At 34.5% G+C, this 17,836-nt stretch carries 16 protein-coding genes; 15 read left to right on the forward strand and 1 reads right to left on the reverse strand.

Annotation, left to right across the window (positions count from 1 at the left end; all coding sequences use genetic code 11):
• The 5 genes from ACQKNI_RS21785 to ACQKNI_RS21805 all read left to right on the forward strand — a co-directional run.
• On the forward strand, positions 1-582 hold a 582-nt coding region (locus ACQKNI_RS21785), incomplete at its 5' end, for an LPXTG cell wall anchor domain-containing protein (protein WP_427282683.1).
• 525 nt (positions 583-1,107) lie between these two features.
• Positions 1,108-1,656 carry an NfeD family protein gene (locus ACQKNI_RS21790; protein WP_088233179.1) on the forward strand — a complete coding sequence of 183 codons (549 nt, stop codon included), beginning with the start codon at positions 1,108-1,110 and terminating at the stop codon, positions 1,654-1,656.
• A 12-nt stretch (positions 1,657-1,668) separates the two neighbouring features.
• The gene (locus ACQKNI_RS21795; protein WP_098841324.1) at positions 1,669-3,237 is read left to right on the forward strand and encodes a flotillin family protein; all 1,569 of its coding nucleotides are present in this window, start codon (positions 1,669-1,671) and stop codon (positions 3,235-3,237) included.
• A 163-nt stretch (positions 3,238-3,400) separates the two neighbouring features.
• A complete protein-coding gene (locus ACQKNI_RS21800; protein WP_140417534.1) occupies positions 3,401-5,005 on the forward strand; it encodes an ATP-binding protein in 1,605 nt (534 codons plus the stop codon).
• Positions 5,005-5,697 carry a response regulator gene (locus tag ACQKNI_RS21805; RefSeq protein WP_088233182.1) on the forward strand — a complete coding sequence of 231 codons (693 nt, stop codon included), beginning with the start codon at positions 5,005-5,007 and terminating at the stop codon, positions 5,695-5,697. Before ACQKNI_RS21800 ends, ACQKNI_RS21805 begins: the two co-directional genes overlap by 1 nt.
• Before the next feature lie 44 nt (positions 5,698-5,741).
• Here ACQKNI_RS21805 and ACQKNI_RS21810 read toward each other — a convergent pair whose 3' ends face one another.
• Positions 5,742-7,046, reverse strand: coding sequence for a CitMHS family transporter (locus tag ACQKNI_RS21810; protein ID WP_088233183.1), 1,305 nt, complete (start codon positions 7,044-7,046; stop codon positions 5,742-5,744).
• 255 nt (positions 7,047-7,301) lie between these two features.
• Between ACQKNI_RS21810 and ACQKNI_RS21815 the strand changes: the two genes are divergently transcribed.
• From ACQKNI_RS21815 to ACQKNI_RS21860, 10 genes are all read left to right on the forward strand, one after another.
• Entirely contained in the window at positions 7,302-7,556 is a 255-nt protein-coding gene (locus ACQKNI_RS21815) for a hypothetical protein (RefSeq protein ID WP_088233184.1), read from the forward strand.
• Between the two features lie 130 nt (positions 7,557-7,686).
• Positions 7,687-8,190, forward strand: coding sequence for a nitrous oxide reductase accessory protein NosL (locus tag ACQKNI_RS21820; protein ID WP_098882404.1), 504 nt, complete (start codon positions 7,687-7,689; stop codon positions 8,188-8,190).
• Positions 8,191-8,480: 290 nt separating this feature from the next.
• A complete protein-coding gene (locus ACQKNI_RS21825) occupies positions 8,481-9,353 on the forward strand; it encodes an ankyrin repeat domain-containing protein (RefSeq protein ID WP_098882403.1) in 873 nt (290 codons plus the stop codon).
• A gap of 672 nt (positions 9,354-10,025) precedes the next feature.
• On the forward strand, positions 10,026-10,697 hold the full coding sequence (locus ACQKNI_RS21830) for a response regulator transcription factor (protein ID WP_088233193.1): 672 nt from the start codon (positions 10,026-10,028) through the stop codon (positions 10,695-10,697).
• Positions 10,694-11,944: a sensor histidine kinase gene (locus tag ACQKNI_RS21835; protein ID WP_098882402.1), complete on the forward strand. Its 1,251-nt coding sequence runs from the start codon at positions 10,694-10,696 to the stop codon at positions 11,942-11,944. Before ACQKNI_RS21830 ends, ACQKNI_RS21835 begins: the two co-directional genes overlap by 4 nt.
• Positions 11,945-12,166: 222 nt before the next feature.
• The gene (locus ACQKNI_RS21840; protein WP_088233187.1) at positions 12,167-12,988 is read left to right on the forward strand and encodes a transporter; all 822 of its coding nucleotides are present in this window, start codon (positions 12,167-12,169) and stop codon (positions 12,986-12,988) included.
• Positions 12,989-13,001: 13 nt separating this feature from the next.
• Positions 13,002-13,751 carry a C39 family peptidase gene (locus ACQKNI_RS21845; protein WP_140417535.1) on the forward strand — a complete coding sequence of 250 codons (750 nt, stop codon included), beginning with the start codon at positions 13,002-13,004 and terminating at the stop codon, positions 13,749-13,751.
• Between the two features lie 304 nt (positions 13,752-14,055).
• Positions 14,056-15,660 (forward strand): sensor histidine kinase, encoded by a 1,605-nt coding sequence (locus tag ACQKNI_RS21850; protein WP_427282684.1) that lies wholly within the window; start codon positions 14,056-14,058, stop codon positions 15,658-15,660.
• Positions 15,657-16,364: a response regulator gene (locus ACQKNI_RS21855; protein WP_088233190.1), complete on the forward strand. Its 708-nt coding sequence runs from the start codon at positions 15,657-15,659 to the stop codon at positions 16,362-16,364. Before ACQKNI_RS21850 ends, ACQKNI_RS21855 begins: the two co-directional genes overlap by 4 nt.
• Positions 16,365-16,486: 122 nt before the next feature.
• On the forward strand, positions 16,487-17,833 hold the full coding sequence (locus ACQKNI_RS21860) for a 2-hydroxycarboxylate transporter family protein (protein WP_000512840.1): 1,347 nt from the start codon (positions 16,487-16,489) through the stop codon (positions 17,831-17,833).
• Positions 17,834-17,836 lie beyond the last annotated feature (3 nt).

Here is a 17,836-nt window from a genome sequence, read left to right on the forward strand (position 1 = left end):
TTAAAAGAACCAACAAAAGAAGTTGAAGAACCGAAAGAAGAAGTAAAAGAACCAACAAAAGAAGTTGAAGAATCGAAAGAAGAAGTAAAAGAACCAGTAAAAGAAGTTGAAGGACCGAAAGAAGAAGTAAAAGAACCAACAAAAGAAGTTGAAGAATCGAAAGAAGAAGTAAAAGAACCAACAAAAGAAGTTGAAGAACCGAAAGAAGAAGTAAAAGAACCAACAAAAGAAGTTGAAGAATCGAAAGAAGAAGTAAAAGAACCAACAAAAGAAGTTGAAGAATCGAAAGAAGAAGTAAAAGAACCAGTAAAAGAAGTTGAAGGACCAACAAAAGAATTAGCAACTGGATTGGATCAAGAGACAAAAGAGGATAATCAAGTTGGGCCAGTGAAAAACGTAGGACAAGAGGGTGCGAAAGAAACGGATTCAAATAAACAACATGCTAATAAGCAAGAGGAAAATAAGAAATCTTTAGCAGCAACTGGTAGTCAAGTTAACACATCGACTTTACTTTCTGGATTAGCACTTGTTCTTTCAGCATTAAGTATGTTTGTATTTAGAAAGAAATTATTTAAGAAATAAACAACGCTTTATCTTATTATTATATAAAACAACTATAGAAGTTTTTGAGAAGACCTGATCATAGCAATTTCCTGTTGAAATATGCTTATGATCAAGTCTTTTTGAATAGGGAAAGATATTAATACGAGGATGTTTCGATTGCTTAAATAATGGAGCCACTGTAGTAAAATTGTAAGTCCTTTTCGCTCACTATATGTTCAAAATGTATGAAGAAATAATATGTTATTTTTTAATGGAATATAATAATGGTGATGGAATCTACTCATTATCAGTAAAATAAGCACTTTTCCAATGTATGTTTAACTTTACTTTTTGTGGAAAATAGTATATTATATAGATATATAATATATCGGTTATTTTCTAGGAGGAGCCTGTCACAATAGGTTCCTCCTGTTCTTTTTTAGAGGCCTGTTTTACAGGCCTTTCTTTAAAGGGTAAATAACTGAAAATTAAGAACGATAATCTTTGAAAGAGGTGAGGCATACACATAACAAAAGAGGATTGTTTAAGAAAGGGGGATAAGAAATGGTCTTGTTTGGTTATCCACTTGAAACAATTTATTTATATGGATTTATTATTGCTACTATACTTACTGTTATTTATATCTTTTTTGGAGATATATTTGAATCAATATTTAGTTTTGGAGGCGGATCAGTATCCGTCGTAACTTTATTACTTAGTTTCTTCGCCATGTTATGTGGATTAAGTTATATAGGAGAATATTTATTTTCCTTTAATAGTATTGTTATTTTCGCTGGTGCCTTTGCTATATCCTTTATCGGTGTTTTCATCATGAAAATACTAATTTTAAAACCGATTGCAGAAGCAGAGCAAAATACCGTACAACGTATGGATGAGTTTATTGGTTGCAAGGGAGAAGTCATTACGACAATTCCTACAGAAGGGTTTGGTGAAGTATTAATTTCCTCCCAATTTGGAAGTAATGCAATCCCAGCTAAAACAGTTGGGAAAAAAGATATTTTACAAGGAACAGAGGTTATTATCGAGGGAGTTCAAGATGGTGTTTTACTTGTACAAAACATCGCTTATTCTTTAAAAAAACCAAAATTATAAGGGGGAATTTACATGACGATTCCATTAATTATCGGTGGAGTGTTACTCGCAATTTTAATTCTACTTATTTTAGTATTCATTACGAAGTATCGAACAGTTGGGCCGGATGAGGCGTTAATTGTTACAGGGAACTGGCTTGGTGGTGGAAAGAACGTTGTTACCACTGATGATGGAAAGAAGATTAAGATTATTCGCGGTGGCGGTACATTCGTAGTTCCAATTATGCAAAGAGCAGAGCCTTTAAGCCTATTAAACTACAAGTTAGAAGTGGGTACACGTGATACGTATACGAAGCAAGGTGTTCCAGTTACGGTAAATGGTGTTTCTATTATTAAAGTAGGTTCTACAATTGAAGAAGTATCTACAGCAGCAGAGCAATATTTAGGAAAAGAAACAGAAGAGTTAAAAGTAGAGGCGAAAGAAGTTTTAGAAGGTCATTTACGCGCAATTTTATCTTCTATGACAGTAGAAGATGCTTACAGTAATAGAGAGCAATTTGCTCAAAAGGTGCACGAAGTAGCTTCTACAGATTTAAAGAAGATGGGGCTTCGCATCGTTTCCTTTACAATTAAAGAAATCATGGATAAGAACGGCTATTTAGATGCACTTGGTCAGCCACAAATTGCGACAGTTAAGCGTGATGCAACAATTGCGAATGCAGAGCGTGAAAAAGAAGCTCGTATTGAAAAAGCACGTGCTGAAAAAGAAGCAAAAGAAGCCGAATATCAACGTGATGCCCAAATTGCTGAAGCTGAAAAGCATAAAGAGTTAAAAGTACAATCTTATAAGAGAGAGCAAGAGCAAGCACGTGCAGATGCGGATCTTTCTTACGAATTACAACAAGCGAAAGCGCAACAAGGTGTTACAGAAGAGCAAATGCGCGTTAAAATCATTGAGCGTGAGAAGCAAATTGAATTAGAAGAAAAAGAAATTGCGCGTCGTGAAAAACAATACGATGCAGAAGTAAAGAAAAAAGCAGATGCAGACCGCTATGCTGTTGAACAATCAGCTGAAGCTGAAAAAGTAAAACAAATTAAGAAGGCAGATGCAGACCAATATAAGATTGAAGCAGAAGCGAGAGCACGTGCAGAAGAAGTACGTGTGGAAGGTTTAGCGAAGGCGGAAATTGAAAAAGCGCAAGGTCAAGCGAAAGCAGAAGTACAAAAAGCGCAAGGTACAGCAGAAGCAGACGTTATTAGATTGAAAGGTTTAGCTGAAGCAGAAGCGAAACAAAAAATTGCAGAAGCATTTGAATTATATGGTCAAGCGGCGATTATGGATATGGTTCTTAAAATGCTTCCAAGTTATGCGAAAGAAATTGCAAGCCCACTTAGCAACATCGATAAAATTACAGTTGTTGATACAGGCGGCGGTGGTAAGAATGGCGGTGCTGGAAAAGTGGCAGGTTATGCGACGGATTTAATGGCAACTATGCAAGAAACATTAAAAGCTTCTTCTGGCATTGATTTAAAAGAGCTATTAGAAGGATTTGCGGGCAAAGGTGCAGTACAGCAGCTATCGAATGATAAACCTGTTGTATCTGTGGTAGAAGATAAAGAAAAAGAAGTAGATAAAGAGTAGAAAGATAGAAGGAACCTCTAGCATGTGCTAGAGGTTCCTTTTTTGAATACATACAATACGATACAAAGTAAAGAAACTCTATCGTAATCATGGTATGATTACATAAACGTAAAAAACTGTATATTCTTAAAATTTAACTTTAGGAAATGTTAGGGGAATGGTTTTGAAATTTAAAAAATTAAAACTACAACCAAGAATTACATTCACTATTAGTACACTTATTCTAGTTGTACTTCTGTTAACGAGTTATTTATTTTATTACATATTATCTGAAACAGTGGAAGAACAAATTGGAAAAAGAGCTTTGCACGTTGCGAAAACAGTTGCTGCTATACCAGAAATTCAGGAAGCTTTTCAAAAAGAAAATCCGGCTTCTATTATTCAGCCCATTGCAGAAAAAATTCGAATGGATACAGATGCTGATTTTATTGTAGTTGGAAATAAAGAAGGGATTCGTTATGCGCATCCTAGGAAAGATAAAATAGGAGAAGCGATGGTTGGTGGAGATAACAAAGGAGTTCTATTAGAAGGGAAATCTTATGTTTCGAAAGCGACTGGATCATTAGGACCTTCCTTACGTGGAAAAGCTCCAATCCGTAATCAGGAGAATGAAATTATTGGTGTAGTATCTGTTGGTTTTTCAATGGATGATATTCATGGTGTGGTAGAAGTATATGGTACGCGCGTGTTTTGGATTACAATAATAGGTTTGTTGATAGGGATAATCGGCTCTATATACTTAGCGGGAAGTATAAAAAGAATGATGTTTGGAATGGAACCAGAAGAAATCTCCTCTTTATATGAAGAACATAGTACTGTCATTCAATCTGTACGTGAAGGGATTATCGTAATTGATAAAAATGGAATGGTCAGTTTAGTAAATCAAGCAGCTTATGATATTCTTTCGCTAGATACACACAAAAACATTATTGGAGAATGTATTTTAAATGTAATTCCTAATTCATCGATATTAGATGTACTGCAAACTGGTGAAGAACAGTTTGATCGCCAATTAAATATAAAGGGGCAAGCTGTTATTGCTAACCGTCTACCTATTAAAGTAAATAATAAAGTAACTGGTGTTGTTTCGAGTTTACGTTTGAAATCTGAAATGGATCAGTTAACTGCAGAGCTGTCTCAAACTAAGCAGTATACGGAAGCGTTACGAGCACAAACGCATGAATATAACAATCTGTTGTATACGCTTTCGGGTCTTATCCAATTAGAATCATATGAAGATGCTTTAGAGCTCATTCATAAGGAAACGGCAGTCTATCAAGATTTTGTTCAATTTATTATGAAACGAATTCAAAATCCGTGGCTAGGTGGAATTTTAATTGGATTTTATAATAGAGCAAGAGAGTTAAAGATTGATTTTGTATTAGATCGAGAAAGTAGTTTAGAAAAGTTAAGTCCGCATATTGAGAGTAATTATGTTGTTTCTATTTTGGGGAATTTAATTACGAACGCATTTGAAGCAATTGAAAGAAATCAAGAGGATGATAAGAAAGTTAGAATGTTTGTAACAGATATCGGCGAGGAAATAGTAATTGAAGTGGAAGATTCAGGACAAGGGATTCAAGATGAAATCATTACAAGTATATTCTATAAAGGCTTTTCGACGAAGGAAGGAGAAAAGCGAGGATATGGATTAGCGAAGGTAAAAGAGTTAGTGGAAGATTTAAATGGAAGTATTGCAATCGAAAAAGGGGATTTAGGTGGTGCGTTATTTATTATTGCATTACCGAAAGAGAGAGGCGAATTGTAATGACTGAGGAAATTGAAGTATTGATAGTAGAAGATGATATTCGGATTGCAGAGATTCATCGCCGTTTTACTGAAAAGATTGAAGGGTTTAAAGTAATTGGAACAGCAACGACTGGGGAGCAGGCAAAAGAATGGCTAGAACTTGTGAAGCCACAACTCGTTTTATTGGATGTATATTTACCTGATATGCAAGGGACAGAGCTCGTTACATATATTAGACAAAATTTGCATAATACAGACATTATTATGATTACAGCGGCGTCAGAAACAGATGTCGTACGTCATGCTTTACGAGGAGGAGTAGCAGATTATATCGTAAAGCCACTTATGTTTGATCGATTTAAAACAAGTCTAGAAAATTATCAAAAGAAGATTATACAGTTAAAGAGAACGGACCAATTATCACCAGAACAAATTGAACAGCTCTGGTCTCAAAGAGGGGTGAAGGGGAATTCAATCGAATACGCCCCCAAAGGAATAGATCCTTTAACTTTAGCAAAAATAAAAAAGCATATGTTAACAGTTAATGAAGAAGGTATTACCGCAGAAGTGTTAAGCACAATGGTCGGAGTGAGCCGATCAACATCGAGACGCTATTTAGAGTACTTAATATCTGGAAAGAAAGTACATGCAGAGCTTATATATGGAAGTGTGGGGAGACCAGAGAGAAGGTACTTTCTTGTTTCTTCATAACAAAAAAACAGTAGAGGATTCATTTTCTCTACTGTTTTTGTATCTTATATTGGAATAATCCCAATCATAATTCCGGTAATTAACATGACCATTGTCGTTCCAACAGCCCAAAGCAATGTAAAGCGTTGATGTTCACCGAAATCAACTTTGGCCATTCCGACTAATAAATAAGTGGATGCGACAAGAGGGCTTAATAAGTGAACAGGTTGACCGAGTAAGGAAGCGCGTCCCATTTCAGCCGCACTAATTCCGTAAGTAGCAGCCGCTTTCGTCAAAATAGGTAATACGCCAAAGTAAAATGCATCATTGGACATGAAAAATGTGAACGGCATACTAAGAAGAGCTGTAATAATTGGTAATTGTGGTCCCAGTGCATCTGGTATAAGAGTTACTACACCTTGAGCCATCGCATCTACCATTTTTGTTCCGGATAAAATACCCGTGAAAATACCAGCAGCGAATACGAGAGAAACAACTGCTAATACGTTTCCTGCATGAGAAGCAATACGTTCTTTCTGTTGCTCTAAGTTTGGATAGTTAATCATAACAGCAATAGCAAAAGCAACTGTAAATAAAACCGGTAATGGCATAACTTCTAGTATGAGACAAACGAGAAGAGCGACAGTTAATAAAAAGTTAATCCATAATAGTTTAGGACGTTTATGTACTGCCGCTTCGACTGTTGCAGCTTGCTCATCTATTGTTTGCATTTGTTTTAAATATTGTACATCCATAATACCTAAACGTTTTCTTTCTTTTTTTCCAAGATAGTAGGCAACGAAAACTACCCAAATAGCACCAGCAATCATTCCTGGTATAAGTGGTGTGAAGAGCTCTGATGCATCAAGTCCAAGAGCACTCATAACCCGAGCTGTCGGTCCACCCCAAGGTGTAAGATTTGTCACACCTGCTCCTAACATAACAATCCCAGCTAATATAAGTGGATTCATTCCAAGACGTTTATACAGCGGGTACATTGCAGAAACAGTAATCATATACGTTGTTGTTCCGTCACCATCTAATGAAACGATAATAGTAAGAATCGCTGTACCAACAACAATTTTTAAAGGATCACCTTTTACGAATTGTAAGATCTTGCTAATGACAGGATCAAATAAACCACTATCAATCATAATTCCAAAATATAAAATAGCAAACATAAGCATAATACCAGTAGGTGCTAACTTTTGAATTCCCTCTAGCATCATAGGTCCCATATTGGCATAGAAGCCGCCAATTAATGCAAAAACAATCGGAACTAATATTAATGCTACTAGTGCTGACATACGTTTCGTCATAATTAAAAACATAAAGACAAATACCATCGCAAATCCAAGTAGAGCTAACATATGATTTCCCCCTCAAAAAATGATTACGCTTTCAAAATAAAATAAAAATTCAGAAAAATTGTTTTTTGTTTATCATAGTGGCATCTATCCAAATGGTAAATAATTTGAAAAATAACATCATTAGAAGCATAATTTTTATTTTGGTCATTTTGTTCACGAAGGTAATTTTGAATTTTTAAAAATATAATTTACTACTTACAAGAATGATAGAATAAGGTGAAAATAGTGATGTGCGAAGTAGGGAGTAGATTTTAAATGGAAACGAGAATAGAAGAAATTTATAGTTCTTATGAAGGGAAAATAGAAGAGATTTTTGTTAATGAATCTTCTTACGTATATGAGTGGGAAAAATTAATGCTGATCCGGAAAAATAACGGTGAGCTTGAAAAGGTTGCGGTCGGTATTAGTGGAAATATAAGATTAGTAAATGTAGAAATTGGACAGAAAATTAGTGCAGATACATTATTAGTTAAGTTAGAAGATGATTTATTAATTACAGGTTGTGAATGAAAAGAGATGTGTAGAAATAGCTACACATCTCTTTTGTTTCCTATATTACAAAAAGTACATTGTTTTTTCACAAATCTCACACAAGTTTTTGATATTCTCCTTGTGGAAGATACGGCTAAGGAGGAAAAAAATGAGAACAAAATATGTGATGCTTGCTATATGTTTATTCTTTGTCTTTACAATTGTAGGATGTGATAAGAAACAAGCAGAGGCTGTGGCAATTGATGAGAAACATGATAAATGTGATATTTGCCAAATTGGGGTAATGGATAATCAATTTGCAACAGAAATCATTTTAGAAAATGGAAAAGCATTAAAATTTGATGATATCGGTTGTATGTATAAATGGATGGAGATTAATCCAGGTGAAAAGACGAAAGAAAAATTTGTTCGAGATTATGATTCGAAAGAGTGGATTTCATTAGAAGATGCGACTTACGTATATGATAAAACAATAACGACACCGATGGCTTATAATGTTATTTCATTTGAAAATAAAAAGGATGCAGAAAGCTTTGTGTCTAACTATAAAGGGAAAGTTCTTTCGTATAAAGAGCTAGCTGAGCATAAATGGGAAATGAATAAAGAGATGATGGGGAACACGAAAAAAGGAAATCACGGTGGGCATCATTAATAATAGAAAAAGGCAACTACATAAGTTGTCTTTTTCTATTATTACTCAGGTGCAAATATATAAAAGGTGTAAAATTTTTTGAAGAACGGTTACAATGGAATATAGTAACCTAAAGCAATCATTTACCCACTTTTTAGAAATGTATACAAATGCGGCAAAAACGTGCTAAACTAATTGCTTCATAATGTTAATGATGAGGCCACCTGGCGTATCATTCCAATAGGTTGAGAAACATGGTATAAGTTTAAGATAATCCGATTCAAGAAGGAATATAAAGAGCTTATGGATAAATGTACTCAAGAAGAGTTATTGTATGTGATGGAGGAATGGTTAAGAAAACATTATCTTTCATAGGAGCTGTAATTGTGAGAAAACAAAAAATTTTATTATGCATGTTATTAGGACTTTTAATGACGGTAGTGGCTTGCGATAAGCAAGAAGAACCAGAATCAAAACCAGTTCATGTGAAAAACGAAAAGAAAAAAGAACAGTATAAAGAAGAAGAAGAAGTTAAAGAAGAAAAAAGTATAAATTTAATGGACAAACAGTTGTTACTTTCTGCGACTCTTGGAGACACAGAAACAGCTATGAAGCTGATTCAGGACGGAGCAAATATAAATATAGAAGGTGACAACGGAGAAACGCCTATCCTTGCAGCAACGTATCAAAATCATGTAGAGACAGTGAAAGCATTAATTGATGCCGGCGCTAATATTGAAGTGAAAGATGAGAAAAAAAGCAATCCATTTCTTTATGCAAGTAGAGAAGGATATACGGATATTGTAAAGCTATTAATTGCTGCGGGAGTTAATACGAAAGAAACGACTAGGTCAGGTGGAACTGCACTCATTTCGGCATCTGAACGTGGTCATGTAGAGGTTGTTAAGGAATTGTTAGAGCATACAGATATTGATGTGAATTATAAGAATGACCGTGGTGGAACAGCGTTATTAGAAGCAATTGTATTAGGAAATGGTAGTGAAAGTCATAAGAAAGTAATTCAAATGCTTATTGAGCATGGTGCAGATGTAAATATGGCTAATAAGGAAAATATTACGCCGCTGCAATATGCTGAAAAAAGAGGCTTTAAAGATATTGCAAATATGTTGAGGTTGGCTGGAGCGAATGAAGTAGTACAGCCGCAACCACAGCCGGTGGAATAACAAAAAGAAATAAAAAGAAAGCCGTATCCTTTTAAGGATACGGCTTTCTTTACAGGGAGATAAGGGATCAAAGAAATGATGAACTCTTATCTCTTTTATATGAGTAAAGGGTCTAGAACGAATATTGTCCTTTTCATTATTTATTTAACTCCATTGCAACTTGTTTACCATTTATGAAAACCTCTACTACCGCTACTACAACTTCCATCATTTTTTTCATATCTCATCTCTCCTTGTTTTTGTTTCATTTCTTACTTTCAGTATAAGGAAATGGAGTGATTGCAACCATCGAATTGGATGACGAGAGACTTACATTGTTGTAAGAAAAATAGATGCGTTTGTAATAATACTTTCTAACAATTGAATCCAGAAACCCCCTTTAAATAAAGTTATAATTAGAAACAAATGGATTTAGAAAGAAGGGGGAATGAATAGAGCACTTGTTATTAGTTATATTCATAGAGGGGTTGATAAGGAGGAACTTATTTCTTTTCATTCGTTATTAAGCTAAATTTAAGGAATCGCTTTTATAATAAATCTTCTCTATACAATTCAAAAATTTAAAGGGAAATCGTTGAAAATGAAAGTACATAATGTAACTATATTCTTTTTTTATGAAAAGAAGAGATGCAATAATAAAGAGAGTTGAAATATACCGTGGAAGGTGAGAATATGCGCTTACTTGTAGTAGAGGACAATGCTTTTTTATTAGAGTCTATTGTCCAAATTTTACGCGATGAATTTGAAGTAGATACAGCATTGAATGGAGAAGATGGATTATTTCTAGCACTGCAAAATATATATGATGCAATTTTGCTTGATGTAATGATGCCAGAAATGGACGGATTTGAAGTGATTCAAAAAATACGTGATGAAAAGATTGAAACGCCAGTCCTGTTTTTGACAGCGAGAGATTCTTTAGAAGATCGGGTGAAGGGATTGGATTTTGGTGGAGACGATTATATCGTTAAGCCGTTTCAGGCTCCCGAATTAAAAGCGAGAATTCGCGCTTTGTTGCGCAGAAGTGGTAGTTTAACAACGCAGCAGACAATTCGTTATAAAGGAATTGAATTGTTTGGAAAAGATAAAGATGTTCAAGTAGATGGACAAGCAATGAAGCTCACATTAAAACAGTATGAACTACTAGAATATCTCATTCAAAATAGCGGCAAAATTTTAATGCGTGAACAAATTTTTGATCGTGTTTGGGGATTTGATTCCGATACAACAGTAGCCATCGTCGAAGTGTATGTACATCATTTACGTAAAAAATTAGAACCATTCGGTTATCAGAAAGATATTCAAACTGTTCGTGGTATTGGATATATACTAAAAGAACAATGAAAAAAGGAAGTATGTTTCAAAAAACACGCATTCGTCTAACTATACTAAATTCGTTAGTGTTTATCATATTAATAGGAGTATTAGGCAGTATTATTTATTCGTACACATATAAGCGTATTTATAATGAAGTGGATAGATCCATTGAAAAAATGGTTCAGCATAGAGAGGTTTTAGATGGTAAAAAGCCCCCTAAAAAATTTAGGGGATATCTTCAAATTGGTGATCCAAGGATAACGGAGTTAACTTGGATTGGAAAAACTGTGGAGATAGGTATCGAAAATCCAAAATTCCGTCTTATTTTTGAAGAGAATTTAGAAAAATTCTCTCCAAAAAAGTTAGGATCTTTGCAAGATATTGAAGTGCAAGGACTATATTTTAGGACATTTGCGTTTCAAGAAGATGGAAAAATAGTTCAAATTGTACGCGATATAACAGCTGAAGAAGAGATGCTAAATACTTTATTTTTAATTCTCGTTATCGGCTGTAGCATAGGAAGTCTATGTGCAATAGGTATTGGATTTTTCTTAGCTGGTAGGGCGCTCGTACCAATTCAAAATTCATGGGAAAAACAGCAGCAGTTCGTTTCTGATGCATCACATGAATTAAGAACACCACTTGCAGTTATTCAATCAAAAACGGATGTATTATTCCAGTCACCATCCGCTACGATAGAAGAGAAGGCGATGGATATCTCTACAATTTCAAAGGAATGTAGGCGGTTATCGAAATTAGTTAGCAATTTATTATTGTTAGCACGTTCTGATTCTAATCAAATTGAGATGGATAAGAAAACATTTGAAATGGATAAATTGTTAGAAGAAATCGTAGATCCATATAAAGAGATTGCTTCTTATCAAGAAAAAGAGATGATATTAAAAGTAGAACAAGATATATCGTTTATGGGGGATAGAGAGAGAATCCATCAAATGATGGTTATATTGTTAGATAATGCAATGAAGTATACAAATGAAGGCGGGCATATTCAAATTGATTGCACACAAACGAGCGGTTCCATTCGTATACAGGTGAAGGATGATGGGATAGGAGTGAAAGAAGAGGATATTTCGAAATTATTTGATCGTTTTTATCAAGGGGATAAAGCAAGAAGTACGTCAGAAGGAGCTGGATTAGGTCTTTCAATTGCAAATTGGATTGTCGAAAAGCATTACGGCAAAATATTAGTAGAGAGCAAATGGGGAGAGGGCACTTGTTTTGAAGTGATTTTCCCTAAAAATCAAAGAATATAAGTGAGAAGACGATCTTGTTTTTACAAGGTCGTCTTTTTTTAAGGGAAAGTTAAGGAACGGTTTATATCATGTATTGTATAAGGAAAATTTGACACATAAAGAAGTAATTATAGAGGGTTTTATTGATCATAATGTTATCTCAAGTAACGATGAGATGTATGTATAGTATTAAAAAAATTATGGGAATGATGGAAAAGAAAGTACAAGGGGGAGGAAGTAGAGTTGAAAAAGAAAATGATGACGGTATTCACTATTGGAGTGATGAGTTTAAGCATATTAGGAGGTGCCTCTCCTTCTGAAACACAAAAAGGAAAGACAGATTACACGCAGCGCAGTAAAGAACAATTAAACAATGGAAAGATACATGCAGTGCATACAGAAGAAAAAGCAGAGAAACTCGGTATTGAAACGGAAGGAAAAGAGCAAATTACGCTAGAAAAAGAAATTCATGAAACAGAAGTAGGAAGAGAAGCGCAGCAGTTAGGGATTTCGATTGAAGGAAAAGATGTTGGAGCTCTTTCAGAAGAAATCTATGAAACAAAAGTGAAGCAAGAAGCATTGAAGCTAGGCATATCTATAGAGAATACATCGATTGTAAATTTAATTACTCAAATCAATACGATTAAAATTAATGATGAAGCGGATAAATTAGGCATTTCGACAACTGGAAAAGAAATAGAAGACATAGAGGAAGAAATCTATGGAACGAAAGTAAGAGAAGAAGCAGGAAAGTTAGGTATTTCACAAAAAGGAAAAGAGATAGAAGAGTTAGCACAAGAAGTGTACGAACAAAAAGTACAGGATGAAGCAAAAAAATATCATATTGATTTGTACGGTAAAGATATATATCAAGTATTAAGAGAAATTAATGAACAAAAAGTGATACAAATGGCAGATGAGCTTAATATGGACAAAACGAATATGAATATTCAAGATCTAACAGAAAAAATAAAAAAAGATCAACCAGAGAAAGGAAAAGAACTAAATTTTGTACCAATGGTTCGAACGGATGCTGACGCGTTTTATTCTTATTTAACGAATTAAAAAGGGCGTGAGAGTGATACGGAAATTGAAGTGGTATATATGTATGACTTTACTTAGTATAGTGGTATGGAGTATATATACAAATGGAATTACAAAGTATGTGGATAAGTTAAATTTCTTCAATATACAAAGCGGAAAACGAATGGATTTTAGTGATAATGATGAAAAGGTCATTTTATCAAATGTACCTTTAATTCAGCAATTACCGGAGTTGGATAGAGGTTGTGAAGTGACAAGCTTAGCGATGATGTTACAACATGCAGGCGTTTCAGTAGATAAAATGAAATTAGCAAATGAAATAAAAAAAGTTGATTTTATAGACGATGGTGTACGCGGGAATCCGAATGAAGGATTTGTAGGTAATATTTATACGTTTTCTGAATCCGGATATGGTGTATATCATGGACCACTTTTTCAGTTAGCTAAAAAATATTTACCGAATAAAGCCGTAGATTTAACAGGGAAGAGTATAGAAGAGATGTATAAGAGTGTAAAAGCCGGGCAACCAGTAGTTATGATTACGAATGCAACATTTACCCCATTAGATGAAGATGAATTTACTACATGGAAAACAAAAAGTGGAGATGTTTCTATTACGTATAATGAACATTGTGTTGTACTTGTTGGATACGATAAGGAATATGCATATATTCGAGATCCTCTCGATGATAGCTTAGATGTAAAAGTGCCAAGAGAAAACTTTGAAAAGGCATGGATGCAGATGGGGAGTCAGGCGATTAGTTACGTAAAGAACTCAAAATAAATTAGGAAAGAGAGCTTTAACTATATAACTGTAAGGTGATGGACAGAGGATTATAGAAGAGAAATTTTAAGTTCTACTACTCATATTGTTTCTCGAATTAATCAAATAGTAGAAACAACGAAGAGAGTCGCTGGAGATACAAGAGAAGTGGCAAATGCTATTGATGAAATTGCTACGTCCGCAGAAGAACTACAAGAAATGACTAGTATATTTGAAGTATAATAACAGCAAATAAGTAAGTAAGGTGAAAATAATATCACCTTGCTTATTTTTCTATTTAGCAATTAGGGGAGTTATTAACGGGATGAAAAAAAGAAAGAAACTATGGAATTTATGGAAAACGATTACATTACTAGTGTGTACAGTTGTAATTTTTTCTTTACTCGTAACAGATTTTTTAATTAGCCATAATGTTGAACGAACGACAGAAGAAAGTCAGGCAGAGAAGGCGAAAACGATTGCACGTATTGTGGCAAATGATTCTATTGTAATTGATGGGTTGGCAGGGAAGGTAGATACCTCCTTGATTCAAGTGTATACAAATAAAATATTAAAGAGTACGGATGTTCAATTTATTGTCGTTATGGATATGAATGGAATCCGGAAATCTCACCCCAATCCTCAAAAAATAGGGCAACATTTCATTGGAGGAGATGAAGGAACGGCATTGAAGGGAAGGGAACATGTGTCGCTAGCAGAAGGGACTTTAGGGGTCTCTATGAGAGTATTTATACCGGTTTTTTCTGAAACAGGGGAACAACTTGGAGTGGTTGCGGTTGGAATTTCAGCAGATAATGTAAAAGAGCGCGTTAAGGAAAGTAGACATATTATGTATATCGGTGTTGGAGTTGGGCTATTGGTTGGCATTATAGGAGCGATATTGCTAGCTAGACATATAAAGAAAAGTTTATTTGGTCTTGAGCCGCATAGGATAGCGAAAATTTTAGAAGAAAGAAATACGATGTTACAATCGGTCAAAGAAGGTATTATTGCTGTAGATAAAGAAGCGAAAGTAACGTTAATTAATAATGAAGCAAAGTGGCTATTTAAGAAAAGTGGACTTAAAGACGACTTTATCGGTAAAGATGTTGAATTGTATATGCCGAATTCACGTATAAAAGAAGTGCTGCAAACAGGAGTGGTACAATTAAACGAAGAACAAAATATTTACGGAATTACGATTGTTACGAATCGTGTTCCTTTATATGTAAAAGGAGAAATAGTTGGCGCAATTGCAACATTTCGTGATAAAACAGAGATTAGAAAATTAGCAGAGGAATTAACTGGTATTAGGCTATACGCGGAAGCGCTACGGGCACAATCTCATGAATTTATGAATAAGATGCATGTCGTGTTAGGACTTACACATATGAAACAGTATGAAGAACTCCAAAAATATGTGAGTAGTATGGTATCCGAGCATCAATATGAAATTGGCGGGGTTATGAAAAAAATTAAAAATCCAGTATTTGCTGGTTTTTTACTAGGTAAACTTAGCTATTCTAGAGAGAAAAATATAAATTTAATTATAAGTGAAGATGCTTACTTGCCGGAAATATATGATGAAAGTATTACTCATGAACTTATTACAATTGTCGGGAATTTAATAGATAATGCATTAGAGGCAGTGATGAATTGTGAAAAGAAACAAGTTGAAATCGGGATACAATATGGGGATGCATTGACTATTACAGTACAAGATACAGGGAATGGCATAAAAGCAGAGGAGATTGATACATTATTTACAAAAGGCTATTCCACAAAAGGAGACAATCGTGGATATGGTTTGTATCTTGTAAAAGAAAGTATACAGCGAATAAATGGGGAGATTCACATTTCCTCATTGTTAGGAGAGGGAACAACGATAACAATTGAAATACCTAAAGGTAGGGATGAGAGGCAAATATGATTAAAGTTTTAATTGTAGAAGATGACCCGATGGTAGCGATGTTAAATACACATTATTTAGAGCAAGTAGGGGGATTTGAACTTGTTCATGCAGTTAACTCAGTAAAATCGGCGATAGAAGCATTAGAAAAATCACAAGTAGATTTAGTGTTACTTGATATTTTTATGCCTGGAGAGACTGGATTCGAGCTTTTAATGTATATTCGGAATCAAGAAAAAGAAATCGATATTATGATGATTTCAGCTGTACATGATATGGGTAGTATTAAAAAAGCATTACAATACGGGGTTGTAGATTATTTAATTAAACCATTTACATTTGAACGATTTAAAGAGGCATTAACTATATATCGAGAAAAACTCACTTTTATGAAAGAACAACAAAAAATTAGTCAATCGGAATTAGATTCATTAATTTTGCAAAAAGAAAAAAGAGAGCCTACTGTCACGAAAGAGCTCCCGAAAGGATTAACGAAGCAAACGTTACAGTTAATTTGGCAGAAGATCGAGTTGCTGAATGGACGAGCGTTTACAACAGATGAAATGGCACAATTAGTAGGAGTCTCAAGAGTTTCTATTCGAAAGTATGTTATGTTTTTGACTGAAATTGGAGTGTTAGAAAACGAAATGGTGTATCAACATGTGGGAAGACCTGTGAGTAAATTAAGATGTGTTGACCAAAATAAAATAGAGTTTTACATATAAGCGACTTATTATAAGTCGCTTATACTTTTTTTAATTACAAAATCAATTACAAAACTTACAAAAACTATTTTTACTATTGAAAGCGTTTTAATATTGTTATTAAGAAAACAAGGGGGTGCCATATGGGAATTCGAAAGGATATGGAAGCGATATCATTATCAGAGGAGAATGAGGTACAAAGAGAGTCTTTCGCTTCTAAAATTATGAATGTAAAAATCGGTGTTATACCTTTACCGTTATACGTAGTATTGGCTGCTATTATTTATGGGGCATCTGTATATAATAAATTGCCAGCTGATATGATTGGTGGATTTGCAGTTATTATGATTATGGGTATTTTCTTAGGTGACATTGGGATGAGAATTCCAATTTTAAAAAACATCGGTGGTCCAGCAATTCTTTCATTATTTGTTCCATCGTTACTTGTATTTTTTAACTGGATGAATCCAGCTTCAATGGAAGCTGCGACTATGTTAATGAAAAAATCGAACTTTTTATATTTATATATTTCTTGTTTAGTAGTTGGAAGTATTTTAGGAATGAACCGTAAAGTATTAGTACAAGGTTTCGTTCGCATGTTTATTCCTTTAGTGGTAGGGACGCTAGCTTCTATAGCGGTAGGCCTATTAGTAGGTTCGTTATTTGGATTTGAAATGAAGCAGACATTCTTCTTTATCATTGTACCAATTGTGAGTGGTGGTATTGGGGAAGGGATTTTACCATTATCATTAGCTTATGGTGATATTTTAAATGAGTCATCAGCAACATTTGTATCACAACTTATTCCTGCAGCTATTATCGGGAATATGTTTGCAATTGTGAGTGCAGGCTATATGAAGCGTTTAGGTGAGAAAAAACCTGAGCTTAGTGGTAACGGTGTATTAGTGAAGACAGACAATCAAGCAGAATTATTAAAAGAACAAAATACAGAGAAGCCAATTGACTTCTCATTAATGGGAGCAGGTTTATTAATTGCATGTACGTTCTTCATCTTTGGAGGATTCGCTTCTAAGTTCATCGGGATTCCTGGGGCAATCATTATGATTTTCTCAGCAGCACTTGTGAAGTACTTTAAATTAATGCCAGCAAAAATGGAGCAAGGAGCATTCCATTTATATAAATTTATTTCAAAAAATTTAACATGGCCGTTAATGGTTGGCTTGGGGTTACTATATATTCCGTTAAAAGACGTAGCGGCAGTGCTTTCTGTAGGATATGTTGTTGTGTGTGCATCAGTTGTTCTTACAATGGTAGCATCAGGATTTCTTGTAGGAAAAGTGATGAAAATGTACCCTGTTGAATCAGCAATTGTAACGGGATGTCATAGTGGTTTAGGTGGAACTGGAGATGTTGCGATTCTATCAGCTTCAAATCGTATGGAATTAATGCCCTTTGCGCAAATTTCAACGCGTTTAGGTGGAGCGGCAGTGGTCGTAACGGCAACAATTTTATTAAAAATGTTTTCATGATCA

The organism is Bacillus sp. NPDC094064 (assembly GCF_050279585.1).
Taxonomy (GTDB): Bacteria; Bacillota; Bacilli; order Bacillales; family Bacillaceae_G; genus Bacillus_A.